The organism is Psychrosphaera algicola, assembly GCF_028401425.1.
Taxonomy (GTDB): Bacteria; Pseudomonadota; Gammaproteobacteria; order Enterobacterales; family Alteromonadaceae; genus Psychrosphaera; species Psychrosphaera algicola.
In genome coordinates this window covers 2,659,625-2,684,620 of the sequence record NZ_JAQOMS010000002.1, presented here as the reverse complement: position 1 = coordinate 2,684,620, position 24,996 = coordinate 2,659,625, and the positions used below count along the sequence as shown (strand labels likewise).

Genomic DNA, 24,996 nt, shown 5'->3' with positions numbered 1-24,996 from the left:
AACGGAAAAAAAGTGAGAACACCTGTAAAATTTAGACTGATTTATGTGGTCGTCGCTATTGTAAGTTATTGGCTTGGCAGTCAACTCATGCCTGACCATGTTATGGCGTTTACCGGCGATTGGTCGTTAATATTAGCCGATGGGGCGTGGCAAAAGTACTGGGAATATCAGCTTGGTACTTCGCTTTATTACCAATACTGTACTGGTTCTGGGTGATCCAAATAGGCAAGCAAGCTAAGTGGAAAATAATCGTTTCATTGTCGTTAAGCAGTTTGATTGCTCGGTATACTTATCCGGCAAATTTAGCGGAATATTTTGAATTTATAACTTGGCTACGTTATCCAATTATTGCTGTATTGTTGGTCATCGAACTTTACCTATTGGTCACGATTATAAAAGCATTGTGGCAGGCAAGAAGTTTGACTGGTGATCCACGGATCCATATGTTGAGCAAGTATGATACAGACGAAGCGCGAAATTCCACGTCTAAAGCGTCTACTCAAATGGACTTGGCCGTGACTTTGGCGCATGAACCAGCAAGTTGGTATTATGCGATCCCACGATTTTCTCGACGTCATACTGCCGCCCTTGCCAATATTAAACTGAGATCAGCTAGTCGATGGTATTTTGCACTAACTGTGATTGGAACATCGTTAGCAACCGTTGTAAGCTATTTGTGGTTATATGAATGGAGCGAACTGGTTGCTGCTTTTGTTGCAACATTTATCTTTTACCTGTTGGTCATGTTTGTCGCGAATTACCGTGTGAGCCGATATTACTCACTCTATGAATTTGACGATAAAGTGATTGTTAATAACTCGTGGTGGGGATTCTGCGTCATTAGCAAAGCCGATATTCAGTCGGTCGAAACAGGAAACTGGCACAAAGCTGATGACAAAGAGCAAGTTTATATTGGTGCACAGCCTGCTAATGTTAAGTTGTCATTTAGTACGCCACAACTTTACCTTAGTGGTATGGCGATGATAAAAGACGAAGTATCCACATTATATTTAAATGTTGATACACCGGAAGAACTCGCGATTGCACTTAGACAATTTGAACAAACACGATAGGTCACTTAAATGAAAAAATTACTTAGTATATTGGTATTGGCTAACGTTCTTATGATTAGCCCGACGTTTGCCCACGCTAAAATGTCTTATTCACCTGCACCGCTTGTTTCAATTGCCACTCAAGATGCGTTTTTAATCAAATAAAACAACTTTGCGGTCAATCTTTTGTTGGCCAAGTAACGGTGGATAACGCCGGACCAAGTAGTTTTAGTGAAGAAAAATTGGTGATGCATGTTAGAAAATGCACTGACTCGGAACTGCAAATTCCATTTCATGTTGGCGAAGACGCATCACGTACTTGGATTATCACTAAAACGGGTTCTGGATTGTCGCTAAAGCATGATCATCGCCACGACGACGGTAGTCATGACAAGTCGACGATGTATGGTGGACATACGGTTGATGCTGGTTGGGATAATGTGCAATCGTTCCCTGCAGATCAGTACTCAAAAGAACTGTTTGTTGAACTTGGCATTCCACAATCGGTAGGCAATACATGGCAAATGTTTGTATACCCAGATAAATTTAGTTACCGATTGATCAGACAAGGGCGCGAGTTTCGAGTCGATTTTGATTTAACATCGCGAATCATTAATCCACCAGCTCCTGGGGATACAGTGACAAAACCCATAATTAGCGCAGGACAAAAACGTGCAAAGTGATCTCTTTAAACTCAGACGTAAATTTATTGTTCGCATCGGTAAGATGCTTCATAAATACGGTACTCCGGTCTATCGCCTAGAAGCGCATTTGATGGAATTGGCCCATGCGCTTGAGTTGCGCTCCGCATTTATTGTTTCTCCCACCTCTATGACATTTGTGTTGTGGACAGAAGGACATGAGGACGAATATACCCATGCAGCGCGTGTGGCACCTTAGTGATTTGGATATGGGCAGTTTGTCTCGCACCGATGAAGTTGTTGAGCAGGTATTAAATAAAACTCTGTCAATCGAAGAAGCTTCGTTGCGCCTTGATGAAATCGACAATATGCCAAATCCCTATGGCAAGGTTGCTACTGGCATTTCTTATTGGATGGCCAGTGCCGCATTTTCAATGATCATGGTCAGTAGTGTTCGAGATGTGATCTGGGCAGGTTTATTGGGCATAGTGGTTTATGTGTTTGTCCTGTGGTCGGGTCGTTCCAAAGGCATCACTAATATGCTAGAGCCGTTGGTTGCTATGGTGTCTGCAATTTTAGCATGTGCAATTTCCAGTTATGTCGATCCGAGTATTGATATACGTAAGGTCGTGTTGTCGTCGATTATTGTGTTTATACCAGGACTCGCATTAACCATAGGGCTCGCAGAGTTGTCAGAGCGCCATTTAGTGTCGGGCACAGCCAAGATCATGGATGCGATGATGATGCTCTTTAAACTGTATTTTGGTGCTTTTTTAGGTCTCGAAATTGGTTTTTGGTTATTTGGCGAAGTGCCATTCCAACCTCGAGCGGTATTACCTGCGTGGACGGCGTGGATTGCTATTGCGGCGTTAACCACTTCACTAATTATTGCATTTAGAACAAGACGCAGGCACATTCTTTGGTCATTTGCCGTTGGCTTTATTGCTTTTGGTACAAGTAACTTTGGGGCCTCATATTTCGACTATGCCATGGGCGCATTTTTAGGTGCTTTTGTTGTTGGGGTATATGGCAATATATTTACGCGAGTCGCTAAGGCACCTGCGGTTATTGTGGGTATGCTTTAGCTTGATTGTTTTGGTCCCTGGGAGCAAAACGTTTATTGGCTTAAATGCTTATATTGCAGGTAGTGGTTTTGATTACGGTGACCATGCAATGCAGCAGTCGCTCGTTATCTTTATGTCGCTTGTGGCGGGATTAATCTTCGCTAACTCAGCATTGCCACCTCGAAAAAGTTTGTGATTTTTTGATGTCAGTCGCATTGTTTCTTTTTATAGAGTCTGGAAGATCCTGTAATTTAAAGTAATTATTCCAATACGAGTTAAAAATAAACCAACTGAACAATTATTGTTCGGTTGGTTTTTTTTGTTCAAATTAAATTTGCACTTGTTTCACAAAGGGTATAGGTTATTTTTGTTGGATAAAAAATCAGCGATAAAATAATAAAAAATCAACAGGTGTCACAGTACAAATTGGACACGGACAAAATAATAATTAATAGATGAAATCAAATTTTCGGGGAATAAAAAACGGTCTAGTGTTAAATACACAGTCGGTTTTTGTACTGGTTTGGGTTGTACAGTCTCCTCTTAAGTTTGACCATAATTGGGAGGATACTGAGTGACTGCTAAGCAATCTAGTTGGCTGTTGTCAGCTGCCGTATTTGCTAATAATGCTGTAGCCGAAGAAATGCCGCTTAACCTTACAAAAGGTGTGACTGAGATTAGTCGTAATGTTTACGACTTACACATGATCATTTTTTACATATGTTGCGTCATTGGTGCAGTGGTATTCGGGATCATGTTTTGGTCGATGTTATACCACCGCAAATCGAAAGGGGTTGCCCCGCTAATTTCCACGAAAGCACAAAAGTTGAGATACTCTGGACGGCTATTCCGTTTGTTATTTTGATTGCGATGGCTTTTCCTGCTACTAAAACCTTAATCGCAATGGAAGACACTTCCAAAGCGGATTTAACGGTGCAAGTCACAGGTTCCCAGTGGAAATGGCATTACAAATATTTTGACCACGAGTTAGAATATTACAGCTTGTTAGCCACCACGAAAGACGAAATTTACGATAAACGTGAAAAATCCGTTAATTACCTCCTAGAAGTTGACCGCCCTCTTGTCATTCCTACCGGTCAAAAAGTTCGTTTCCTTATCACCTCTGACGACGTAATCCATTCTTGGTGGGTTCCTGAATTTGCTATCAAAAAGATGCAAACCTAGGTTTCATCAATGAAGCGTGGACTCGTGTCGATGTCCCTGGCATTTATCGCGGCCAATGTGCTGAATTATGTGGTAAAGACCACGGGTTCATGCCGGTTGTGGTTATTGCTAAAGAGCCAGCTGAATTTGATAAGTGGGTTAGCGAGCAAGTTGAGATTGCTAAAAAGCCAAAGAAGAAGAGCAAAAGTTGTTAGCGATGAATATGTCGTTTGACGAACTTATGGCTCATGGTGAAAAAGCCTACAACGCAAATTGTGCGGCATGTCACCAACCAAACGGTCAAGGTATCCCTGGAGTTTTCCCAGCGCTTAAAGGCAGTGCAATTGCCATAGGTGACCTTGGTGCTCATATCGATATTGTTGTTAACGGTAAGCCGGGCACAGCAATGCAAGGGTATGGCAAACAACTTGGTTTGAAAGACTTAGCGGCGATTATTACCTATGAGCGTAATGCTTGGGGTAATAGCACGGGAGACGCGGTTCAAGCGGCTGAAGTTATCAAATATATGTCTGGACAATAGGAGGCGTTACAATGAGTACTACTGAAAACAATGCAGTCGATTCGAATCATCATGCAGATGATCATCATCACGGCGCGCCTAAAGGCATAAAACGTTGGTTTCTAACAACCAATCACAAAGACATCGGTTCAATGTACCTGATCTTCTCACTGGTGATGTTTTTCATCGGCGGTGCGATGGCAATGGTTATTCGTGCAGAATTGTTTCAACCAGGTTTGCAAATAGTTGAACCAGACTTTTTAACCAAATGACGACCGTACACGGTTTGATTATGGTCTTTGGTGCGGTAATGCCGGCGTTTGTAGGCTTAGCGAACTGGATGGTTCCAATGATGATTGGTGCGCCTGATATGGCCCTACCACGCATGAATAACTGGAGCTTTTGGATTTTACCTTTTGCGTTTTTGATCTTGTTATCGTCATTGTTTATGGAAGGCGGCGGTCCTAACTTCGGTTGGACATTCTACGCGCCACTATCAACAACATTTAGTAATGACAGCACCGCGTTTTTTGTTTTCTCTGTTCATATCATGGGGATCTCGTCAATTATGGGGGCGATTAATGTCATCGTCACTATTGTTAACTTACGAGCGCTAGGTATGACTTACATGAAGATGCCGTTGTTTGTTTGGACATGGTTAATCACTGCGTTTCTATTGATTGCGGTTATGCCTGTACTCGCTGGTGCGGTCACTATGGTGTTAACTGATAAATACTTTGCTACGTCCTTCTTTGACGCAGCAGGGGGCGGCGATCCGGTTATGTTCCAGCATATATTCTGGTTCTTTGGACACCCTGAAGTTTACATCATGATCTTGCCTGCTTTTGGTATTGTATCGCAAATCGTACCGACGTTTAGCCGCAAAAAACTGTTTGGTTATTCATCAATGGTTTATGCCACCGCGTCAATCGCATTATTGTCGTTTGTCGTTTGGGCGCACCATATGTTTACTACAGGAATGCCACTCGCGGGCGAACTGTTCTTTATGTACTGCACCATGCTGATATCGGTGCCAACTGGGGTGAAAGTCTTTAACTGGGTTGCAACTATGTGGCGCGGCGCACTGACTTTTGAAGTCCCCATGATGTTCTCAATCGCCTTTATTGTCTTATTTACGATAGGTGGGTTTTCAGGACTTATGTTGGCCATTACCCCAGTGGATTTCCAATACCATGATACCTATTTTGTAGTTGCTCACTTCCACTATGTATTAGTGACAGGTGCGATATTCTCCATTATGGCAGGTGCGTATTATTGGTTGCCTAAGTGGACTGGGCATATGTTTGATATCGGTCTTGCTAAAGCGCATTTCTGGTTGTCACTTATCTCAGTGAACGTGTTGTTTTTCCCAATGCACTTTGTTGGACTAGCGGGTATGCCTCGTCGTATTCCTGACTACGCAACGCAATTTGCTGACTTTAACGCCATTATCAGTATTGGTGGATTTGCCTTCGGTTTATCTCAAATATTGTTTGTAGTGGTTGTTTATAAATGTATTAAAGGTGGCGATAAAGTGTCTGACCAAGTTTGGGAAGGGGCTGAAGGTTTAGAGTGGGAGGTTGCTTCACCTGCGCCTTATCATACATTCTCAACACCACCTGAGATTAAGTAGTCGAGTCGCGTAATGGAAAATAATTCGCCAAAAAATAACAATAAAATTGTTAAGAAATTAGTCTTAACAGTGGCATTGATGTTTGGATTTGGTTTTGCCTTAGTCCCGCTATATGACGTGTTTTGCGACATCACGGGCCTCAACGGTAAAACCAGTACTACGGCGGCTGTTACATCGGATTTTGTCGATACGTCGCGCACAATTACGGTGGAATTCATTGCTCGTACTCAAGGCAGCTTACCTTGGGACTTTCGTCCAGAAGTTAAACGGATAGAAGTTCACCTATAGGTGAAATGCACGAACTTAATTTTATTGTAAAAAATAAGTCAGTAAACGACATGGTTGTGCAGGCTGTACCTTCGGTAAGTCCGGGTATAGCTGCAGCCTATTTCAACAAAATCGAGTGTTTTTGTTTTAATCGTCAACCGCTAGAAAAAGGTGAAACCGCAGATTTAGGTTTGCAGTTTTATATCGACAATGCGTTACCTGAAGAATATAAAATCGTAACCTTGTCCTATACCCTTTTTGATATCAGCGAAAAAATTGAGCATGACGAATTTGAACAATTGTTTGCTGGTGACACGTTAAGTGCACCATAGGGGACAAAAAAATGAGTGAAAAATACGAAAGTTATTATGTGCCAGAGCAGAGTCACTGGCCAATTGTTGGCGCAATCGGATTATTCTGTATTGCGTTTGGCGCAGGTGGTTATGTTAATGATGTAACTAAAGGCGTTTCAGGATACAGCGGTTACCTACTATTAGCTGGTATCGCAATAATTATATTCATGCTGGTGGGTTGGTTTAGGAACGTTATCGACGAGTCGATGAGCGGCATGTACAGCAAGCAAATGGACCGTTCATTTAAGCAAGGTATGAGCTGGTTTATATTTTCCGAAGTCATGTTCTTTGGTGCCTTTTTTGGTGCCTTGTTATACGCCCGAGTGTTCTCGGTTCCATGGTTAGGTGGAGCGAGTAATAACGTATCGACTCACGAAGTATTATGGCCTGCATTTGAAGCGATGTGGCCGCTAACAACAACCCCTTCAGGTGCGGTTACAGAGGCAATGGGCTGGAATGGCTTACCGCTAATCAATACCATTATTCTTTTAACGTCGTCAGTTACCTGTCATTTTGCGCACGTAGGTTTAGAACAAAATAAACGTAAACAGCTCAAAATTGCCCTAGGCGCGACGGTATTATTAGGATTTATTTTCTTAATTCTACAAGTTGAAGAGTACGTTCATGCATATCAAGAAATGGGATTGATGTTATCAAGTGGTATTTACGGTAATACCTTCTTCCTGTTAACTGGTTTTCACGGACTACACGTAACCTTAGGCACAATCATGTTATTGATTATGTTCTTAAGAATCGTGTTAAAAGATCACTTTACGCCGCAAAGCCATTTTGGTTTGCAGGCCGCAAGTTGGTACTGGCACTTTGTTGATGTGGTATGGGTACTGTTGTTCTTGTTTGTTTATATTCTATAAACATTAATAAGGTCTGGGGTTTGGTGTGATAACGCCAAACGCCAGACAACATAGCAATAAGACAATTAAGGCAACGGTGAATTTTAACCTTAGCCCAATAAAATAAGACATTGGTGGTCTGTTCGGATCTTGTTTTAACATACTGAACATGGCACGAAATAAATTAAAAATAATAAGTAGTAGTAGCGCTACTGCAATAATTTTTATCACCAATGGCATATGTTTTTCCCTATAGGTTGTAGTCGTAGTGTTAAAACGAATCAAGATATCTTTTTGGCCTGTGTTGGTCACTTTGACCGCTTTTATTCTGTTGTGCAAGTTGGGATTTTGGCAATTGCAGCGTGCGGATGAGAAGCGCGAGTGGTTGTTGTCGTTTGGCACGGAACAATTAGCAACTCAGGATGATTTATTTAATCCCGTTGACGCCAAGTCTAGCGAATTGTTGAATGGTCAAAATACAGTAATTACGGGCCATGTCTTATCTCAGTATATGATGTTATTGGATAACCGAGTTCATCAAGGGCAGCTAAGGTTATAAAGTACTGGCACCTGTATTATCAAGTAAATATAACCAATCTATACTGGTTGATTTTGGTTGGCTAAAAGCACCAAATAACCGATCTGAACTTCCAACGTTCAATTTACCCTCAGAAGTTGAATTACATGGGGTGATTAAGTCGACACAGTTACAACAGTTTGTATTAGAAAATCCCCTTTAACAGACCAATGGCCTCAGCGGATCCAATCAATTAATATGGTATTTGAACATGATTGGCAGCCCAAAATGGTGCCGTTAATTGTCTATGCAAATAATGAACAAGTTCAAGGTTTAGTTCAAACGTATAAGCCCGTCGTGATGATGCCTGAAAAACATGAAGCGTATGCGCTACAGTGGTTTCTGTTGGCCTTTGCCAGTTTAGTTATTTTTGTTTTCGCTAGCCGGGTCAAACCCGATTCACAGGATTCGAATTAGGAGAGTTGTAGTAATGAAAACCAAATCATTTTTCTCGATATTTTTAGTTATGGCGGGTGTCCCTTTGATACTCGCGTTTGTTGTCTTAAAAATGGGATGGTACACCTATAGGTGCGACAAATAAGGGGAGTTTGTTGAATTTACAACAGAACTCGACCTGCATCACGATGTGCCGACCTTAGTCAATTGTTTATCAGCCAACAGAAAGTTGCGACGCGGTTTGTGTGGAGCAATTTTATGGTCTAAATCAAACTTATATAGCGCTTGGTAAATTACAAAAAGAGTCAATGCTTACGTGTTAGGTAGCGCCAAGTTGCCCTCAGAATACCCTATGTTAAAAACGCTAAAATTGACGAACAAAAATTTATCCTCGCAGTATCTATACATTGTGGACCCATTTGGTAAGGTGATTATGCAGTATGCCGGTGCAGCTGACAGGGAACATACGATAAATACCAGCAAAGATATTTTGGCCGACATCAAAAAGCTGCTGAATTATGCGCGAGTCGGTTAACGGTATTAAAAGAACAAAATAAGAAGAATAATAAAAGAGGTGTGCCATGCTTCGTTCATTGTACAAATTAGCTGTTGTTGCACTGTGTGTAACGTCTGTAGTGATAGTTTTAGGTGCGTATACACGTTTGACCCACGCCGGTTTAGGTTGCCCTGATTGGCCCGGTTGTTATGGATTTTTGTCAGTCCCTACTGCGGAAGTTGACATTACTAAAGCTGAGTTGGCGTTTCCAGAGCGTCCAGTCGAAGCGCATAAAGCGTGGAATGAGATGATCCATCGCTATTTTGCTGGCTCATTAGGGTTATTGATATTAGCTATCTTTGTTTTAAGCATCAAAGCCAAACAAAGACTTCTGCTCCCCAGTATTCTACTCATTACAGTTACCCTGCAAGCCGTACTCGGCATGTTAACCGTTACTATGAACCTTATGCCTCTAATTGTAATGGGTCATCTGTTAGGCGGATTCACGACCTTCGCAATATTGTTTTTATTAACCATTCAATTACGACGAAAACTTTATCCGGCTTGGCTCGAAAACTCTAAGTTTTCATCTTCATCAAAGCTTCATCTAGCGATTAAATCAGCGGTGTTTGTTGTGGTTCTACAAATTGCGTTGGGCGGTTGGACAGCCGCCAACTATTCAGCTGTTGCTTGCTTAGATTTGCCTATTTGTGAAGATGGTTGGCAACAACGATTTGATTTAGGTCAGGCCCTATCCATACCAACAGGGCATGCCAATTATGAGTTTGGTGTTTTCCCTTATGAAGCGCGAATGAGTATCCATATTCTCCATCGTTTTGGTGCAATTGCCGTTACTTTGATGTGTTTAACGCTGATCTTTATGCTTCTAAAAGAGATTTTCAAGCGAATAGAAAAGTGGCCCTTGGGATTTCGGGGCTTTTGCTATTGCAAATATTGCTAGGGATCTCTAATGTGGTTTTTCATCTGCCATTGGCCGTCGCAGTAATGCACAATTTTGTTGCTGTCTGCCTGTTGTTGAGTTTAATTGCCACTTGGTATTTATCGGGCTTTAAGTTACGTCGCCCGACGATAGAGCCACAAGAAAAGCCAGTAAGGTCAAGTCAAACCTTGGTGGAAGGAGCGTGAAATGATAGAACAACGTACACAGTCAAATCAACTGACTAGCTTAGTTGGGTTGGTCAAAGATTTATATGAAATCACCAAACCAAAAGTAGTCTTTATGTTAGTGATTACCGCTATCGTTGGAATGGTTTTAGCCCAACCGACATTGCCTTCACTTAGTTTATTATTTGTCGCGAGTTTAGGAATAGGTTTACTGTCTGCCGCAGCCGCTGCGATGAATCATATCGTTGACCAAAAAATCGATGCCAAGATGGCTCGAACATACAACAGACCTATTGCCAAAGGGCGTTTAACTAATCAACAAGCTATCGGATTTTCGTTATTTTTGGCGTTCAGTGGCTTTGTTTTATTGTATTTTGAAGTTAATCCACTAACAGCTTGGTTAACACTTGCCAGTTTATTTGGTTATGCGGTTGTCTATACTCTTATTCTAAAACGTCTCACACCTCAGAATATCGTCATTGGCGGTTTAGCCGGTGCGATGCCGCCGCTACTTGGTTGGTGTGCGATTACCGGAGAAATTCATCCACATGCGTTATTACTTGTAATGATCATTTTTACTTGGACACCACCGCACTTTTGGGCGTTAGCGATCCACCGAAAAGAAGATTACGCCCGGGTTAATATCCCAATGTTGCCCGTAACTCATGGCAACGAATTTACCAAAAATACCATCATGTTATACACCATTTTGCTGACCTTAGTTTGTATTCTACCGTATCTGGTGGGTATGACAGGTATCCTGTATTTGGTTGTAAGCTTAGGCTTAAACGTTGTCTTTTTACGTTATGCTTGGTTGTTAAAAACCACAGAAAATAAACAATTAGCGATGGAAACCTTTAAGTTTTCGATCTGGCATTTATTGGCGTTATTTGTGGTCTTGTTAGTCGACCACTTTATTTAGGCCCTCGAATGAACTTAAAACAAAATGTATTGCTTGTATTAGCGGCTCTAATCTCTGTTTGTGTTGGTGTGTTTGTATTTCAATCTACTTCCAAAATTGAGTTTTCGGAAACAACGTTTGTATACGACCCCCAACGCGTGATCCAACCTTTTGAGTTACAGGACGAAACGAATACCGTATTCACTAACGATAACCTGAAAGGGTATTGGGATTTAGTCTTTTTAGGCTACTTGTCCTGTCCTGATGTATGTCCTATGACATTAGCTAAACTCAGTCGAATTTTACCAGAGCTTCAGAAAGTGTCAGACAAGCCCGTGCGAATTGTGTTCGTATCTGTTGATCCTAAACGGGACACACCAGAAAACATGGCTAAATACATTGACTACTTTGGTGGCAATATTAAAGGCGTTAGAGCGGAACATAAAAACCTATTCCCTTTCGTCAGAAACTTAGGTTTGATGTACTCAATACCGGATCAGGAAATCGAAGATGGCTATTTTGTTGACCACAGTGCGTCAATAATATTAGTGAACCCCGACGCACAAATAGAAGCTATTTTTAAGCCTGAAATTGTATTAAACCAAGTTCCTACTGTCGATACTCAAACTATGTTAGAAGACTTCAAAAAGTTGATGTAAGGCATTTTTAACTTAGTGAGACCGTACGTGGCTAATTCTATGATTAGCCACGCCATCCCAACTATATAACCACAAAACAGCCGAGATCCGCTTGGTATAAACAAAACTCAGTCTGTACCATCGAGGTTAATCCATAACTTGGACATCCAGTAATATTTACCGGCGTGGCTGATGGAAGGCGCGGTACAATTGTATTTTACTCGGCCAAGTCCGATCACATCTGTTGCGGTGATCTCAAATGTTAAATCATCAATCCAAGTTGGTTTAACTGGATCGGAAAAACCTGAAACAAAACAGGCTAATTGACTTTGATAAAAGTCTTTTTTAGCCAGTTCAACAACAAATTTAGGCGGGTTGTTAATTGGCGTCGTATCTGTTGGGCTGTAGGATTTCACCGAAAAAGGCAGACTTAGCACTTTATTTTTCAACGTATTAGGATTGGCGTAAATACCTGCAGCGGGAAAGCGCGTTAAGGCTTGAAGGTCACTGTATTTATCAATCGCCCCTGAATGTTGGGCAAACCCGACCATACCTAATTCTTTTAAAGCGGTTTTCACGATGTCGTTATACTCGCCAAAAGGATAGGCAACCATATTGTGGGCTTGCCCAGTGTTTTCGGTGATGGCTTTTTCTGCCGCCGCGAGGTTTGCTTTGATTTCGTTTAGCGTTAATCCGGTTTGAACCAAATTTTCATGGGCTAACGTATGGTTCGCAATCTCTCCACCGGCCTTTGTTATTTCTCTGAGTTGTTGCCAGTCCATGTACAGCTTACTTGGCCCAACTTTATCTGGATTAACAAACACTGTGAACGGGTATTTACGTTTTTGTAATTCAGGCATAGCGTTGTCATAAACGCTAGTAAACCCATCGTCAAAGGTAATCGCGACCCAATTAGATGGGACATCTTGCTTATCTTGAATAGCGTTCACTAATTTGGATAGTGGCACGACTTCGAGCTCGAGCTCTTCGAACAAAGTTAAGTGCTTAATAAAGTCTTCCGGTGAAAGACTCGTGGATGCTGGCGTGTTTTCACTGACATGATGGTATATTACAACCGTTGCGGCTTGGGCCGATGTCGAACTGACAGCAAAAACAAAAATTGCTAAAAGCACAGTTAAAATAGTAGAAAGTAAATGATTCAAAATATTCAACACCTCTGGCGACCTCGCGGTCATGCTAATTTAAAAATATGGCAACTTGCCTTAGCCTATGATTTTAGCAAACATTACGGTGCCGTTGTTAGGATTTGTTGATACGGCCGTAATAGGTCACTTAAACAGTAGCGATTTTTTATCTGGGACCGCTTTAGGTAGTTTAGTCGTAACTATTGCATTTTGGCTATTGGGTTTCCTAAGAATGTCGACAACCGCCCTAGCGTCTCAAGCTTGGGGACGACAAGATAGTGAAGGTTTAAGCCGTGTTTTATTACAGGGTTGTGTTCTCGCTATTTTATTAGCAGTGGTGATTTTGACGCTGCAAAGTTGGTTGTTTCAAGCCATGTTACTGTTGGTCGACACTGGTGCGCACATGGAAGCGAGTCTGTATTACGCTCAACAGTATTTTGATATCCGAATTTGGATCGCCCCCGTAAGCTTACTTAACCTTGTATTTATGGGCTACCTGATAGGTATCGGTAAAACCAAACAAGTGCTTATTGCCGTCATCGTTTGTAACCTTGTCAATTTAATTGGGGATATTGTGTTTGTCCCTATACTTGGCTTGGAAGTGAGTGGCGTTGCACTTGCGTCAGTCATTGCCGAAACGTGTCAGTTTGTTCTGCTGATTAGCTATAACGTGTCAGTTCTAAAACGGCTTAAGCCTTTTGTTGCGGCAAGTTATGCAGGCATCGTAGGGCTTATCGCAATGAATCGAGTGCTGTTTATGCGAAGCGCGTTATTGCAGTTTTGCATTTCGTTTATGACTCTTTATGCCAGCCGATTTGGACCTAATGCGGTTGCGGTAAATGCGATTATGATGCAGTTTTTTCTGTTTTTGTCGTTTGCCCTAGACGGTGTCGCTTTTGCACTTGAGTCGCTTGTGGGTCAACAAGTTGGTGCTAAACAAGCGAAAAAGTCCGATTATTCATCACCAAAGGGTTTCGGTTTGGGGCTAAGTTTGCCATTTTTTACAGCTTGGTTTATTTGATATTTGCTAATGACATTATTCAGTTAATGACCAACATTGAAGAGTTACATCAATCACTGAGTAGCTATTATTGGATAATCATTTTTATGCCCTTAGGCAGTTTTATGTGTTTTATTTTTGATGGCGTGTTTATTGGATTAGGCTGGGTTAGTTCAATGCGCAACAGTATGTTTATCGCTACTATAGTATTTGTTTGCGCAGTATCATTAAATCATTTACTAGGTGGTGAAAACCTAGGGTTGTGGCTAGCGTTTTGGTTGTTTTTGTTTGCCAGAGGAGCAAGTCAATTAACAATGTTGCAAAACAGCCAATATGTTATGGGTAAAGTTAACTCACAAGGATAAACCTAGAGTAGATGCTGATTACCGAATTTTTATATTGATAATGTGCGATTTTAAAATTGCCGGAACAGTAAAAAAGATTATTTGATATGTTTGTATTTTGCTTTGTTTTTAGCGGCGTTATGGCGAAAATAAGCGAGGCGGTTAAATAAAATACCTACATAGCCCTTTAGTGCGACTAATACACCAACGACTAAGGTGGCAAAACTAACAACAGATATCCAAGTTGGTGCGTTGACCGAAAGATAGATACCAATCATCCCGGTAAAAATAAAAAGATGCCAATCCCAAACCATTTTGCGCTGGCCTGCGGAGTCGATCCATATTTAAGGAGAAAATCTTGCAGTTTATCGTGAGTCACATTAGCTCTCGAAATGAAAAAGGGACAAACCTGAGTTTATGTCCGTCCCTTTGTCGCAATTTAGTAGTAAGAGTGTTCGCCAGCTTCATGTTCAGTGCTGTCTGCAACACCTGACACTTCACCTTCAAATTCTTTCAATAATTGTTTTTCGATGCCGTCTTTTAACGTTACGTCAATCATTGAACAACCATTACAACCACCACCGAATTGCAGAACAACCACACCTTCTTTAGTAATTTCAACGATTTGGCAGTTGCCACCGTGACCCGCTAAACTTGGGTTAACTTCAGTATCGATGAAGTACTGAAGGCGCTCTCTTAAAGTTGCGTTTTCAGAAACTTTACGCGCTTTAGCGTTTGGTGCTTTAAGCGTTAGCTGAGAGCCCATTTGGTCGGTAACAAAATCGATTTCTGCGTCTTCTAAAAACGGTTCGCTTTCTTTGTCTACCGCAGCTTCAAAGCCAGTATACGGAAGCACAATGTCGTCTTCCTCTAATGATTCTTCAGGGCAATATGACACACCGCATTCAGCGCTTTTTGTTCCAGGGTTAACAACAAAAATACGAATACGCGTTTTTGGTGTTTGTTTTTCTAACAGTTTTACGAAGTGTTCTTGGGCCGCTTCGGAGATAGAGATCATGAGAATATCCGACTAATTTACTAGGTTATTGGCAATTACATGCATAATACTTGGTTAAAGATATGGGTGCAACATGTCGAATTTCAATAGTACTGACCCTCGGTGGTCGTAATTAACCTTGAATTTATCTAATTGGTATTGTGAATGGGCAATAGCTATGTTTAATGTGTTGTTAAGTTTGATAAAAGAGATTGATAAAATGAACCTTAGAGTTTTAGCAATAAGTTTAGTTTTTTTCTTAGTTCTGGCCTGCATGCGGTGCCGCTAAGTTATTACCTCCCAGATGAGGATTATAATAAAAACATCCCAACACCAGAATCAGTTTTAGGTTATCAAGTTGGCGAGTGGCATGTAAGACATGATCAGCTAGTACAGTATTATCACGCATTAGCAAAGAGCAGTGACCGCGTAACATTAAATGTTATTGGGCAAAGTCACGAGCAAAGGCAGCTTTTGCAATTAGTGATCACAGCACCAAAGAATCAATCTAATATTTCTTCTATACAAAGTAACCACATTCAGCGGTTACAACAAAGAAACAAACCAAATCACGATGCGTTTCCACTGATTGTTAATCTTAATTACAGCGTGCACGGTGATGAATCGTCTGGCAGTAATGCGTCGATGTTAGTCGCCTACTATTTAGCGGCATCGAGTTCACCTGCCGTTGCGGAATATTTAGATCAAATGGTGGTATTACTCGACCCAAGTTTAAATCCGGATGGATTAAGCCGTTTTGCGCAATGGGCAAATCAACATAAAGGCATGAACTTAAATAGCGATCCGAACAATCGTGAGCATGTACAAGACTGGATCAGAGGACGGGTAAATCATTATTGGTTTGACTTAAATCGGGATTGGTTATTGCTACAACATCCAGAATCTCGCGCTCGTATCGCGCAGTATCATCAATGGCGACCAAACGTATTAACTGACCATCATGAAATGGGCACACACAGCACATTCTTTTTCAGCCTAGCATAGCGTCTCGTAAAAACCCATTTACACCTGAGCGCAACGTAGAACTCACTAAAGAATTAGCAACGTATCACGCCGCGGCATTTGACCAACAAGAGCAACTGTATTTTACCGAAGAAGCTTTTGACGATTTTTATGCAGGTAAGGGCTCAACTTACCCCGACCTACACGGCACGATAGGGATTTTGTTTGAGCAAGGTTCGTCACGTGGCCATTTGCAGGAGTCGATAAACGGCGATGTTGCTTTCCCTGCAACAATTAAAAATCAAATTACTGCGTCGTTTTCTACGTTAAAAGGCAGTTTAGAAAACAAACAAGTATTACTCGATTACCAATGGCAATTTGAACAAGATGCCAAAAAAGTGGCTAAAAAGCAAATATAGATGGTTTTATCGTTGGTGATATTGCTGACAAATCAAGAGTCGCCGACTTTGTGGCTTTGTTGCAGCAACACAATATACAAGCCTATGCGATAAACAAAGACGCTAAAATAGACAAACATCAATTTACAGCCGAAAACAGTGTGTACATTCCACTGCAGCAACCACAAGCTCGGTTAATTCGCTCTATATTTTCTGAAGCCACCAGTTTTAACGATAATACATTCTACGACGTATCTAGTTGGAACTTGGCAATGGCCTTTAACCTTGAATACCGCGCTGTTAAGTCACAAAGAAGCTTAAACGTGTCAAATAACCTTTGGCAACGTAAAGTAACAAACAACAACACACTAGATGACGTTTACTCCTATGCCATCGATTGGCGTGATTCTAGTGCTGCGCCCGCAGTTTATGAATTGTTGTCTAAAAACATCAAGGTTCGTTCTGCGATGAAGCCGCTTTATATTTCGACAAAGCAAGGTGACCAGCAATTGGCGGCAGGCACAATGTTAATTCATGCCGGTTTGCAACAAGGCGATTGGCGCAAAACATTAGCTGCGGTAGCTGATAAGCATGGGATAGAGCTGATCCAAATCACCACCGGATTGTCGGCTAAGGGCATCGATTTGGGTAGTCGTTCAATGTTAAACGTTGAACTGCCTGAAGTCCTTGTCATTGGCGGCAACGGAATGAACTTATATGAAGTAGGTGAAACTTGGTATGCACTTGACCGCCACGTTGGTTTTTCGCCAACGATTATTGATAAGCGAAAAATAATAGCAACGGACTTGTCACGTTATACCCATATTATTTTAGCGGACGGCAGTTTCAGTAAAAGCGATGACAATTTAGCGAAACAACTAAAAGGTTGGGTACAAAGCGGTGGTGTGTTGTGGGGGCAAAAACGCGCTGCCTTGTGGTTGTCTCAACAAAAATTACTCAGTGCAGAACATATAAACGCAAAAGATATGCGCAAGCGCTTTAAAAGCGAAGGTTTAAGCTACAACGACAAAGAAGCATTGCAAGGTCGTCAACGTGTTGCAGGCGCTTATTTTGCTGCAGACATCGACCTAGGACATCCTTTGTCATTTGGTATCAGTAACGCAACTATGCCGTTGTTTAAAAATAGCATCGATTTATTACTCGAACCTGAAAAGCCTTTCACTGTTGTTGCTAAATATACTAAAGAGCCACTGATTTCAGGGTATGCTGATCAGGTCAATGTTGAAAAAATCGCAGAAGCGACGGCATTAGTCGCTCATCGTTTTGGCCGTGGCGTCGTCATTGGCATGACCGACAATCCGAACTTTAGAGCAATAAATTATGGTAGCCAACGTTTGTTGTTCAATGCCCTATTTATCGCGAAAGGTATTTCTTACTAATCCAGCGTTCTAATAGCACCAACCGCAGCATAAACTGCGGTTGCGTTCTGTTCTAAAAGTGCTTTAGCGGCATTGTCTAAAGTAGCGCCAGTAGTGACAACATCATCTACCAATAAAATCGTTTTGCCGGTTAAATCTTCAGAACAACGAAATATATTGCGAACATTTTGCAAACGTTCACGACGCGACAGTTCACTTTGTGGCATCGAATATTTTACCCGTTTTAAAGAGCACAAAATGTTAACCGGCAAGTCAAACTTGATATGTTGGCAGATGACGAATGCCTGATTAAAGCCACGACTTCGCAATCTATTTTTGTGTAATGGCAGTGGGCAGACAAAGTCAATCTGGGGCCAGATTAATTGTGATAACTGTTTGGTCAAAAGAGCTCCTATTGGTCGAGCGGCCCACAATCTGCGGCCAAATTTGAGTTGCAGTAAGACGTGATCTAAAGGCCAATCATATTTTCCAATTGCTGTGATCCCCGCTAGATTACTGCAGGTGAGCTCGCTGGTGGCTTTGGGATCGTGCTGTTTAATATCCCAGCCCAAAGGATAAGTTGGCATGTCTAGCACACACGTTACACACAATTGAGTAAATCGCTGAGGTTTCTCTAGTGGTAATTGACACAAAATACAGTCGGTTGGCATGTGCTTGATAAGAAAGCTTTGTATCCATTTTTTGTCGCGTTAAAATCCATTTGTTTTTCAAGTTCCGTATTTTAATTTCTCAGACCCAATTGCCTAATGCCCTGAGAGATTTAATTCTTTAATAAGAGGGTTTTGCCATCACTAGTTTTACCTTATCTCAATCGCCAGTGATACTGATCCATGGCTGGGGAATGAATAATAATGTTTGGACGCAAACCATCGAGCAGTTGTCGTTACTCACTGAGCGACCAATTGTTGCCATTGAACTGCTAAGGTTATGGTGATGAACCAAATACCGTAAATAACCACACTGTCGAAACCTTAAGTGATTGGTTAGCCGACCAAATCCAAGAACCAAGCACCATTATTGGTTGGTCGTTAGGGGGTAGTGGCAACGCAATTAGCCATTACCCAACCAGAAAAGATCCTCAATTTGGGTTTGGTGGCCAGTTCACCCAAATTTATGGCTGACGGCAACTGGCCGGGTATTCAACCAGCAGTTTTGGATCAGTTTGCAAACCAACTTGATAATGAACATAAAGCGGTTATAGAACGGTTTATGGCGATTCAAGCGATGGGCAGTGTTTCTGCAAAGCAAGATATAAAAGAATTAAAACCGCTGTTTTGGCCAAACCAACTCCGACGAGTGATGTGCTAAAACAGGGGTTGGAGATATTAAAAAATGCTGATTTACGGCAAAAATTACATCTTATCCAAGGTGCCAGTAGCTGTTTTATTAGGACGGTTAGATGCTTTAGTGCCAATAAAAATGACCAAACAACTTACTGAATTTACGCAAGCTTTTGATGTCACTGAACTAGATAAAGCTTCTCATGCGCCTTTTATTTCGCACCCTGAGGCCTTTAATTTATGGTGTTTAGACCTAATTAATCTAACGTAAGGACTTGCAATATTTTACTATTGGTTAATAATTGTACATGGTAGGTTTTTTATTGGCCCGTATTACGTTTACAAAATAGCGTGTATTAATATGTGGTAATAAATTAGGGGTAAGATGGACATTTCAAATGTGTCTTCTGCGGTGGTGTCTGGATTAAACGGATATAAAGCTGCAGAGCAAGGCATAGAACAAGCAAGCGTAAATATCAATCAGCTGCAAGCTGAGCGTGATGTCGTTGCACAAACAGATGTGGCAAATGACCAAAATGAAAATGCGCCGCGCGAAAATACACCACCACCTGTTTCACTTAATGCTGAAGCGGTAAACTTAGTGGTAAATGAACATTTAGCTAAAGCAAATGTAAATGTGATTAAAACTGCCGATGATGTTGTTGGCACTCTCATTGACACCAAAGTTTAGTAAAGCGAGATAGATACAACAATGTCTTTAAATATTGCACCGCCGTTACCTCACAATATTGTGAATGCAGCTGCTCCGACAACGGAGTCGCTTGCGCACGCGAATGCAATTAAAGAGGTTGTCCCAGCGCCAGTTCAAGCCGAAGCAATCGTCCCGCAAAAATCGCGCGAACAAGATGTTCGCCCTCCAGTGGTTGATAATCCAACTTACGATGGCATTAAGCAACTCGGCGGCTCAGTAATTCCAGACGATCCACTTGCTGAGGGTGAGTCAAACTCCCAACAGGGCGGTCAAGAATCGTCGCAGGAGGGGTCGGCAGGAGAAACGGGTGATACAGTTGGAGACGAAAGCGCTGAGCAGAACACCAGTGAACAAACCGATGGCGAACAAGAGAAGAAAACTGAAGAACGTGCTGAACAAGCTAAAAATGAAGCAGTTCGTCAAGAAGTACAGCAACTCGAACGTCGTGACGATGAAGTTCGCGCCCATGAACAGGCACACGCTTCTGTTGGCGGCGGACATGCTGGAACACCAAGTTATCAATATGAAACAGGTCCAAACGGTCAGAAGTATGCAGTAAGCGGCGAAGTGCCAATTGATGTATCTAAAGAGCCAACAGCACAAGAAACGATTCAAAAAATGCAAACCGTTAGAGCTGCCGCTCTGGCGCCGGCTGAACCATCAAGTCAAGATCGTAAAGTTGCGGCCGAAGCGAGCCAAAAAATTTCCGAAGCCAGAGCTGAGTTAATTCGTGAGACGAGTCAAGCGGCCTCTAGTTCAACCAGTGACGATGAAAAGGTTGAAGTTAATACAGAGTCGCCTATAGGTGAGGAGCCTCGTAAACGAGCCTTAGCGGATGAATATAACGCTGTTAAAAACGATAAGTCTTCTGAAATGGAAGCACAACAAAGCCAAACATTAAAACTGGCAGAAGAACCGACTTCATCGAGATTTGAATTGAGTCCTGTAGGCCAAGTGATCCAAAATCGATATTCACAATCGTATCAAACAGAAGCTACTTCTTTTAACGCAGTTGCGTAAAGCCCGACACTAAAATGCAGCATTGAGTCTTATTGTTCTTTGATGGTTGGTAATTGCAAAGCCTCATGATTATGCCGTAACCAATTTTTAGTTTCGTCACAGTGCCCACAAATCTTTTTATTTAATGCCCAAAACTTCGCTGAATGATTCATATGTTTTAAATGGCAAAGCTCATGAATGACCACACAATCTATGACTTCAAGCGGTGCTGAAACCAGCAGCGGATTAAACCGTACTTCGCCACTTTGGTAACAACAACCCCAGCGGTTTTTATAGAACTTAAAACTCAATTTAGTTGGCGTTAGACCCGACCGTTCGATCCAGTAGTTTAAGCGTTGCGCAATTAAGGTTTCGGCTTCTTGTTTAAAAAAAGCCAATAATCGACGACGTATGTAATTGGGATTTTTGAGACTTTGACTCGGGCCAATTAACGTTAATGTATGTGTTGTGGCGTCATGTACAATCGAGTTGTCCGATCCAACGTTAAATAACAAGTCATGCCAAATGCCACCAAATAACAGTGCGGAACCGTTTTTGTAGGTCATTTTATTGCTAGGTAACTGAGCTTGTTTTTGCAAAACAGATTTAAGCCAAGAAGCACGGCCGACAACAAACTGCTCGATGTCCGATAAATGAATGTAGCTAGGGGCGTTGACTACAATTTGCCCGGACTTAACTTGTAAAGATACGGTTCGGCGTTTAGGGAAAGCTTCAAAAGGTATTGCACTTCACCAAGTAAAGGCAGGTTGATGTTTTTAACGTGTGATTGTTTTGAAAGCGGCGCGAACGCCGCTGATATTAATGACTTCAACTTTATGAGCTAGCTCTCGTAAGGGCTAACAACTAGTCTTTTTTGGCTAGTTCTAGTGCCGCGTTTTCAAGTTGTGAAAATAAATCATCATAAGTAGACGCTTTAAAGCCCTTGCTTAGGATTTTGTATTTACCGTTAACAATGAAAGTAGGAACAGACGTTAATACGCGCGCTTGCGACAATTCAACTTGGTCTTTCTTCATTTTTTTCGACGCCGCTTTAACCGCAAAGCTATTAAACGCTTTATCAAACTGCTCGGCACTTACGCCATGGACTAAAAATAAGTTTTTAACGTCTTTTTCAGAAGTGAAAACCGCGCGTTGTTTGTGGATATAGTTAAAAATAGCGGTTGATACCTGTGGTACATTTAGCTTGTCTGACGCAACAAGTGCACGAGTCAATAACTCTTGGATATCAGGACCTGCGGCTCTTAAAAAGTCAACATGGCTCTTTTTAAATTCGATACCTTGAGCTTTAGAACTCTTTTTTAACTTAGCTGCCAACGGTTCAAATGATAAACAATGAGGGCAGTAGTATGAGAAAAACTCTTTGATTTCTGGAGTTTCTGTTTTCTCTTTAGCGATCACTTCAAAGTGAACGCCTTCTTTAAGTTCTACGGCCTGAATGCTAAATGCGAAAACAAACGTGGCTAACAGAGTGATGATCTTTTTCATGAATTATCCTAATTGAAATTACGATTTGGTATCGTGTTGACCCAAATTATGCCTGTAGAGAATATTTTTACAACCCAGTTTATTTGGAATGCGACTAATAACCTAACTTAAGCGGCGGTTCTCTTAGCGAATAAATTTGTTCTTTAATGGCTAAAACTTGCTGCTCCCAGTATTTGTCTGATGCAAACCAAGAAAAGTTCCTTGGAAATGCAGGATCAGACCAACGTTTTGCTAACCAAGCCATATAATTGACCATTCTACGTGCCCGCAAAGGTTCGATAAGCGACAATTCCGCTGTATTAAATTCGTTAAATTCTTCATACGCGGTAACAAGGGTATCGAGTTGCAGCATTTGTTGCTGCCGGTCACCATTTAACATCATCCACAGATCCTGAATGGCGGGACCATTTAAACAATCGTCTAAGTCAACTAAAATCGCGTCGTCTTGGTCGCCATTACTCTGCCACAAAATATTGCCCGCATGACAATCACCGTGCAATCTGATCACGTCGTATTCAGCTGAGGACTGGTCTAGGCGCGTTAATGTTTCGTCAATTAACATGTCTAAGTCATGGAAAAAGGTATTTTTTAAATAGGACGGAATAAAGTCAGATTGCTGCAGTTCAGCGCGAGCTTCGGCAAATTCAGGGCGGAAATTAATGGTACTGCGGTTGTTAAACTTCTTAACCCCGCTGGCCTTATGAAATCGCCCTAATAAGCGCCCTAACCACTCAAGCTGGTCAAGGTTATCATTCTCAAACATTCGTCCGCCGACGCTATTGTATAAACAAAATCGATAATTGTTATATTCAAAAAGTGTCTCGCCGTTAATCACTAACGGCGGAACAACAGGAATATCTTCGCTATCGAGATGCAAAGCAAATTGATGTTCATCAAGAATTTGCTCGTTGGTCCAACGTTCAGGTCGATAAAACTTTACGACATATTTTAGTTGGTCGTCAGCTCTAAATTGGTAAACCCTGTTTTCATAGCTATTTAACGCTAATAAACCCGATTCGGGATACACCCCGAGTGATTCGATAGCGTCCAATATCATGTCGGGGCCAAGTTCAGAAAAATTAAATGACGACATTAACGTCCCTTAAAGAAGCGGGACTCTTCATCTACGGTTAAGTCACCACTTGTTGAATGAAGAACAATTTTTATGTCCGTAATTGGCTTGTTTAACTCAAATGGATCAACAGCAATACTGATCGGCAGCCTGAGTACTTCGCCGGCTTTAACTTTAATTTGTTTGAGGCCAATAAAATCGAAATGATCTAACCCTTGGATTTCGATTAAATATTCGTTGTCTGTTTGGCTTTTATTAATAATCTGCAATGTATAAGTGTTTTCAATGAGACCTTCATCTGTTTCACGATACAAAGCGTTACGGTCTCGTTCGATGTTAAGTTCAAGCGGCACTCGCGACGAAATTTGCCAAATAAAGGCTGCAAACATGATAGAAATAACCACAAGGTAGCCATACAACTTACCGCGCAATATCTTAGTCGGTTTACCCTCTAAGCTATGTTCGGTGGTGTAACTTATTAATCCACGTGGATAATTCATTTTATCCATGGTTTCGTCGCAGGCGTCTATACAGGCACCGCAGTTTATACACTCGTATTGCAAGCCATTGCGTATGTCGATGCCTGTTGGGCACACTTGAACACATAGATTACAGTCAATACAGTCGCCTAAACCATTTTCTTCACGGTTAACTTTACGTGAACGAGGGCCGCGTTTTTCACCGCGCTCAGTGTCGTAGGTAACTGTAAACGTATCTTTGTCAAACATCGACGACTGGAACCGTGAATATGGGCACATATGAATACACATAACTTCACGCATCCAACCGGCATTAGCATAAGTAGCACCGGCAAAAAATAGGGTCCAACCAACAATCGCTGATGAGGCTTCAAACGTAAAAAAGTCGACAAATAATTGGTCGATAGGAACAAAATAACCGATGAATGTTAATGAGGTTAGCAACGAAACACCCCATCAGGAGGTATGCTTGAGCGTTTTTTCCAGACTTTTGTCCAGCTCATTGGCATTTCGTCAAATCGTTTACGTTTATTAGCTGTCCCCTCGATTTTCTCTTCAAACCAAATAAACATAAAGGTCCACACAGTTTGTGGACATAAATAACCACACCAAACCCGACCATAAAATGTGGTAACAAAAAACAGCAAATAGGCAGAAATAATAAGAATAGAGGCAAATAAGGTAAGGTCTTGAGGCCACAGTGTTAGGCCAAAAATGTTAAATTCTTGATTTACGATGTCGAGTAAAATAGCCTGTCGGTCACCGTATTTCAACCACGGTAATAATCCGAATAATCCTAACGATATAATACCTATTTTACGACGTATCAGTTGGTGCAGACCTTTTACGGCTCTTACATAAATACGACTTCGCAGATTATAAGTATGATTGTCAGATTGTTCAGGACGATGAACTTTAACGTCGGAAGGGATGTTTTTAATATCAATTTTTTGATTCATTGGACGATCCGTGGCTTGAGAGATTTGGCCATAAATAATAAAACCCCTTAACATTGTAACAATG

At 41.5% G+C, this 24,996-nt stretch carries 27 protein-coding genes and 6 pseudogenes; 24 read left to right on the top strand and 9 right to left on the bottom strand.

From position 1 onward, the window contains the following. The first annotated feature begins 12 nt into the window (after positions 1 to 12). The 10 genes and pseudogenes from PN838_RS14610 to PN838_RS14575 all read left to right on the top strand — a co-directional run bounded on the left by PN838_RS14610 (position 13) and on the right by PN838_RS14575 (position 7,566). Positions 13 to 216 (top strand): hypothetical protein, encoded by a 204-nt coding sequence (locus tag PN838_RS14610; RefSeq protein ID WP_272181147.1) that lies wholly within the window; start codon positions 13 to 15, stop codon positions 214 to 216. After that, positions 147 to 1,073, top strand: coding sequence for a hypothetical protein (locus tag PN838_RS14605; protein WP_272181146.1), 927 nt, complete (start codon positions 147 to 149; stop codon positions 1,071 to 1,073). Before PN838_RS14610 ends, PN838_RS14605 begins: the two co-directional genes overlap by 70 nt. Positions 1,074 to 1,082: 9 nt before the next feature. Beyond that, positions 1,083 to 1,217, top strand: coding sequence for a hypothetical protein (locus tag PN838_RS27395; protein ID WP_370661041.1), 135 nt, complete (start codon positions 1,083 to 1,085; stop codon positions 1,215 to 1,217). 38 nt (positions 1,218 to 1,255) lie between these two features. After that, complete coding sequence (locus PN838_RS14600; RefSeq protein ID WP_370661040.1) at positions 1,256 to 1,735, top strand: hypothetical protein; 480 nt, start codon at positions 1,256 to 1,258, stop codon at positions 1,733 to 1,735. Continuing rightward, a pseudogene (locus tag PN838_RS14595) lies at positions 1,725 to 2,953 on the top strand (threonine/serine exporter family protein). Before PN838_RS14600 ends, PN838_RS14595 begins: the two are co-directional and overlap by 11 nt. A 447-nt stretch (positions 2,954 to 3,400) precedes the next feature. After that, positions 3,401 to 4,462 (top strand): annotated as a pseudogene (gene coxB, locus PN838_RS14590) (cytochrome c oxidase subunit II). An 11-nt stretch (positions 4,463 to 4,473) separates the two neighbouring features. Next, a pseudogene (gene ctaD, locus PN838_RS14585) lies at positions 4,474 to 6,074 on the top strand (cytochrome c oxidase subunit I). Between the two features lie 12 nt (positions 6,075 to 6,086). Next, positions 6,087 to 6,362 carry a cytochrome c oxidase assembly protein gene (locus tag PN838_RS26485; RefSeq protein ID WP_334313379.1) on the top strand — a complete coding sequence of 92 codons (276 nt, stop codon included), beginning with the start codon at positions 6,087 to 6,089 and terminating at the stop codon, positions 6,360 to 6,362. A 5-nt stretch (positions 6,363 to 6,367) separates the two neighbouring features. Next, positions 6,368 to 6,673: a cytochrome c oxidase assembly protein gene (locus PN838_RS26480; protein WP_334313378.1), complete on the top strand. Its 306-nt coding sequence runs from the start codon at positions 6,368 to 6,370 to the stop codon at positions 6,671 to 6,673. A gap of 11 nt (positions 6,674 to 6,684) precedes the next feature. Further along, complete coding sequence (locus tag PN838_RS14575; protein ID WP_272181145.1) at positions 6,685 to 7,566, top strand: cytochrome c oxidase subunit 3; 882 nt, start codon at positions 6,685 to 6,687, stop codon at positions 7,564 to 7,566. A gap of 3 nt (positions 7,567 to 7,569) precedes the next feature. On the opposite strand, the gene PN838_RS14570 is transcribed toward PN838_RS14575, so the two are convergent. Continuing rightward, positions 7,570 to 7,785 (bottom strand): DUF2909 domain-containing protein, encoded by a 216-nt coding sequence (locus tag PN838_RS14570; RefSeq protein WP_256448325.1) that lies wholly within the window; start codon positions 7,783 to 7,785, stop codon positions 7,570 to 7,572. 28 nt (positions 7,786 to 7,813) lie between these two features. Here PN838_RS14570 and PN838_RS14565 point away from each other — a divergent pair, with 28 nt between their 5' ends. The 6 genes and pseudogenes from PN838_RS14565 (at position 7,814) to PN838_RS14540 (ending at position 11,699) form a co-directional block, all read left to right on the top strand. Continuing rightward, positions 7,814 to 8,104 (top strand): SURF1 family cytochrome oxidase biogenesis protein, encoded by a 291-nt coding sequence (locus tag PN838_RS14565; protein ID WP_272181144.1) that lies wholly within the window; start codon positions 7,814 to 7,816, stop codon positions 8,102 to 8,104. Positions 8,105 to 8,266: 162 nt separating this feature from the next. Next, positions 8,267 to 8,539: an SURF1 family cytochrome oxidase biogenesis protein gene (locus PN838_RS14560; RefSeq protein WP_272182609.1), complete on the top strand. Its 273-nt coding sequence runs from the start codon at positions 8,267 to 8,269 to the stop codon at positions 8,537 to 8,539. A 295-nt stretch (positions 8,540 to 8,834) separates the two neighbouring features. After that, a complete protein-coding gene (locus tag PN838_RS14555) occupies positions 8,835 to 9,053 on the top strand; it encodes a redox-active disulfide-containing membrane protein (protein ID WP_272181143.1) in 219 nt (72 codons plus the stop codon). A 46-nt stretch (positions 9,054 to 9,099) separates the two neighbouring features. Next, positions 9,100 to 10,160: pseudogene (locus PN838_RS14550) on the top strand (COX15/CtaA family protein). Between the two features lies 1 nt (position 10,161). Next, on the top strand, positions 10,162 to 11,061 hold the full coding sequence (gene cyoE / locus PN838_RS14545) for a heme o synthase (RefSeq protein ID WP_215964473.1): 900 nt from the start codon (positions 10,162 to 10,164) through the stop codon (positions 11,059 to 11,061). Positions 11,062 to 11,069: 8 nt separating this feature from the next. Further along, entirely contained in the window at positions 11,070 to 11,699 is a 630-nt protein-coding gene (locus PN838_RS14540) for an SCO family protein (RefSeq protein WP_272181142.1), read from the top strand. A gap of 107 nt (positions 11,700 to 11,806) precedes the next feature. On the opposite strand, the gene PN838_RS14535 is transcribed toward PN838_RS14540, so the two are convergent. Then, a complete protein-coding gene (locus PN838_RS14535; protein ID WP_272181141.1) occupies positions 11,807 to 12,841 on the bottom strand; it encodes a polysaccharide deacetylase family protein in 1,035 nt (344 codons plus the stop codon). Between the two features lie 67 nt (positions 12,842 to 12,908). Here PN838_RS14535 and PN838_RS14530 point away from each other — a divergent pair. Next, positions 12,909 to 14,188, top strand: a pseudogene (locus tag PN838_RS14530) (MATE family efflux transporter). Between the two features lie 77 nt (positions 14,189 to 14,265). Here the strand turns inward: PN838_RS14530 and PN838_RS14520 are convergent. After that, positions 14,266 to 14,481: a hypothetical protein gene (locus PN838_RS14520; protein ID WP_272181138.1), complete on the bottom strand. Its 216-nt coding sequence runs from the start codon at positions 14,479 to 14,481 to the stop codon at positions 14,266 to 14,268. 125 nt (positions 14,482 to 14,606) lie between these two features. After that, complete coding sequence (nfuA, locus tag PN838_RS14515; protein ID WP_215964468.1) at positions 14,607 to 15,185, bottom strand: Fe-S biogenesis protein NfuA; 579 nt, start codon at positions 15,183 to 15,185, stop codon at positions 14,607 to 14,609. 258 nt (positions 15,186 to 15,443) lie between these two features. On the opposite strand from nfuA, the gene PN838_RS26470 reads away from it, so the two are divergent. The 3 genes from PN838_RS26470 to PN838_RS26460 all read left to right on the top strand — a co-directional run bounded on the left by PN838_RS26470 (position 15,444) and on the right by PN838_RS26460 (position 17,925). Next, positions 15,444 to 16,169 carry a M14 family zinc carboxypeptidase gene (locus PN838_RS26470; RefSeq protein ID WP_334313375.1) on the top strand — a complete coding sequence of 242 codons (726 nt, stop codon included), beginning with the start codon at positions 15,444 to 15,446 and terminating at the stop codon, positions 16,167 to 16,169. Between the two features lie 179 nt (positions 16,170 to 16,348). Continuing rightward, complete coding sequence (locus PN838_RS26465; protein WP_334313374.1) at positions 16,349 to 16,546, top strand: hypothetical protein; 198 nt, start codon at positions 16,349 to 16,351, stop codon at positions 16,544 to 16,546. Between the two features lie 50 nt (positions 16,547 to 16,596). Next, the gene (locus PN838_RS26460) at positions 16,597 to 17,925 is read left to right on the top strand and encodes a hypothetical protein (RefSeq protein ID WP_334313373.1); all 1,329 of its coding nucleotides are present in this window, start codon (positions 16,597 to 16,599) and stop codon (positions 17,923 to 17,925) included. On the opposite strand, the gene PN838_RS14505 is transcribed toward PN838_RS26460, so the two are convergent. After that, entirely contained in the window at positions 17,922 to 18,491 is a 570-nt protein-coding gene (locus PN838_RS14505) for a ComF family protein (protein ID WP_272181137.1), read from the bottom strand. The genes PN838_RS26460 and PN838_RS14505 overlap by 4 nt on opposite strands. A gap of 472 nt (positions 18,492 to 18,963) precedes the next feature. Between PN838_RS14505 and PN838_RS14500 the strand changes: the two genes are divergently transcribed. The 4 genes from PN838_RS14500 (at position 18,964) to PN838_RS14485 (ending at position 20,937) form a co-directional block, all read left to right on the top strand. Continuing rightward, positions 18,964 to 19,233 (top strand): alpha/beta hydrolase family protein, encoded by a 270-nt coding sequence (locus tag PN838_RS14500; protein WP_272181136.1) that lies wholly within the window; start codon positions 18,964 to 18,966, stop codon positions 19,231 to 19,233. A gap of 24 nt (positions 19,234 to 19,257) precedes the next feature. After that, positions 19,258 to 19,476: a hypothetical protein gene (locus PN838_RS14495; protein WP_272181135.1), complete on the top strand. Its 219-nt coding sequence runs from the start codon at positions 19,258 to 19,260 to the stop codon at positions 19,474 to 19,476. Between the two features lie 114 nt (positions 19,477 to 19,590). Continuing rightward, on the top strand, positions 19,591 to 19,896 hold the full coding sequence (locus tag PN838_RS14490; RefSeq protein WP_215964464.1) for a hypothetical protein: 306 nt from the start codon (positions 19,591 to 19,593) through the stop codon (positions 19,894 to 19,896). A 21-nt stretch (positions 19,897 to 19,917) separates the two neighbouring features. Further along, on the top strand, positions 19,918 to 20,937 hold the full coding sequence (locus PN838_RS14485) for a putative metalloprotease CJM1_0395 family protein (protein ID WP_272181134.1): 1,020 nt from the start codon (positions 19,918 to 19,920) through the stop codon (positions 20,935 to 20,937). 29 nt (positions 20,938 to 20,966) lie between these two features. On the opposite strand, the gene PN838_RS14480 is transcribed toward PN838_RS14485, so the two are convergent. The 4 genes and pseudogenes from PN838_RS14480 to ccoG form a co-directional block, all read right to left on the bottom strand. Beyond that, on the bottom strand, positions 20,967 to 21,659 hold the full coding sequence (locus PN838_RS14480) for a M48 family metallopeptidase (RefSeq protein ID WP_272182608.1): 693 nt from the start codon (positions 21,657 to 21,659) through the stop codon (positions 20,967 to 20,969). Positions 21,660 to 21,780: 121 nt separating this feature from the next. Next, positions 21,781 to 22,422 carry a thiol:disulfide interchange protein DsbA/DsbL gene (locus PN838_RS14475; protein WP_215964461.1) on the bottom strand — a complete coding sequence of 214 codons (642 nt, stop codon included), beginning with the start codon at positions 22,420 to 22,422 and terminating at the stop codon, positions 21,781 to 21,783. Between the two features lie 94 nt (positions 22,423 to 22,516). After that, positions 22,517 to 23,515: a serine/threonine protein kinase gene (locus PN838_RS14470; RefSeq protein WP_272181133.1), complete on the bottom strand. Its 999-nt coding sequence runs from the start codon at positions 23,513 to 23,515 to the stop codon at positions 22,517 to 22,519. Then, positions 23,515 to 24,932 (bottom strand): annotated as a pseudogene (gene ccoG, locus PN838_RS14465) (cytochrome c oxidase accessory protein CcoG). Before ccoG ends, PN838_RS14470 begins: the two are co-directional and overlap by 1 nt. Positions 24,933 to 24,996: the final 64 nt, after the last annotated feature.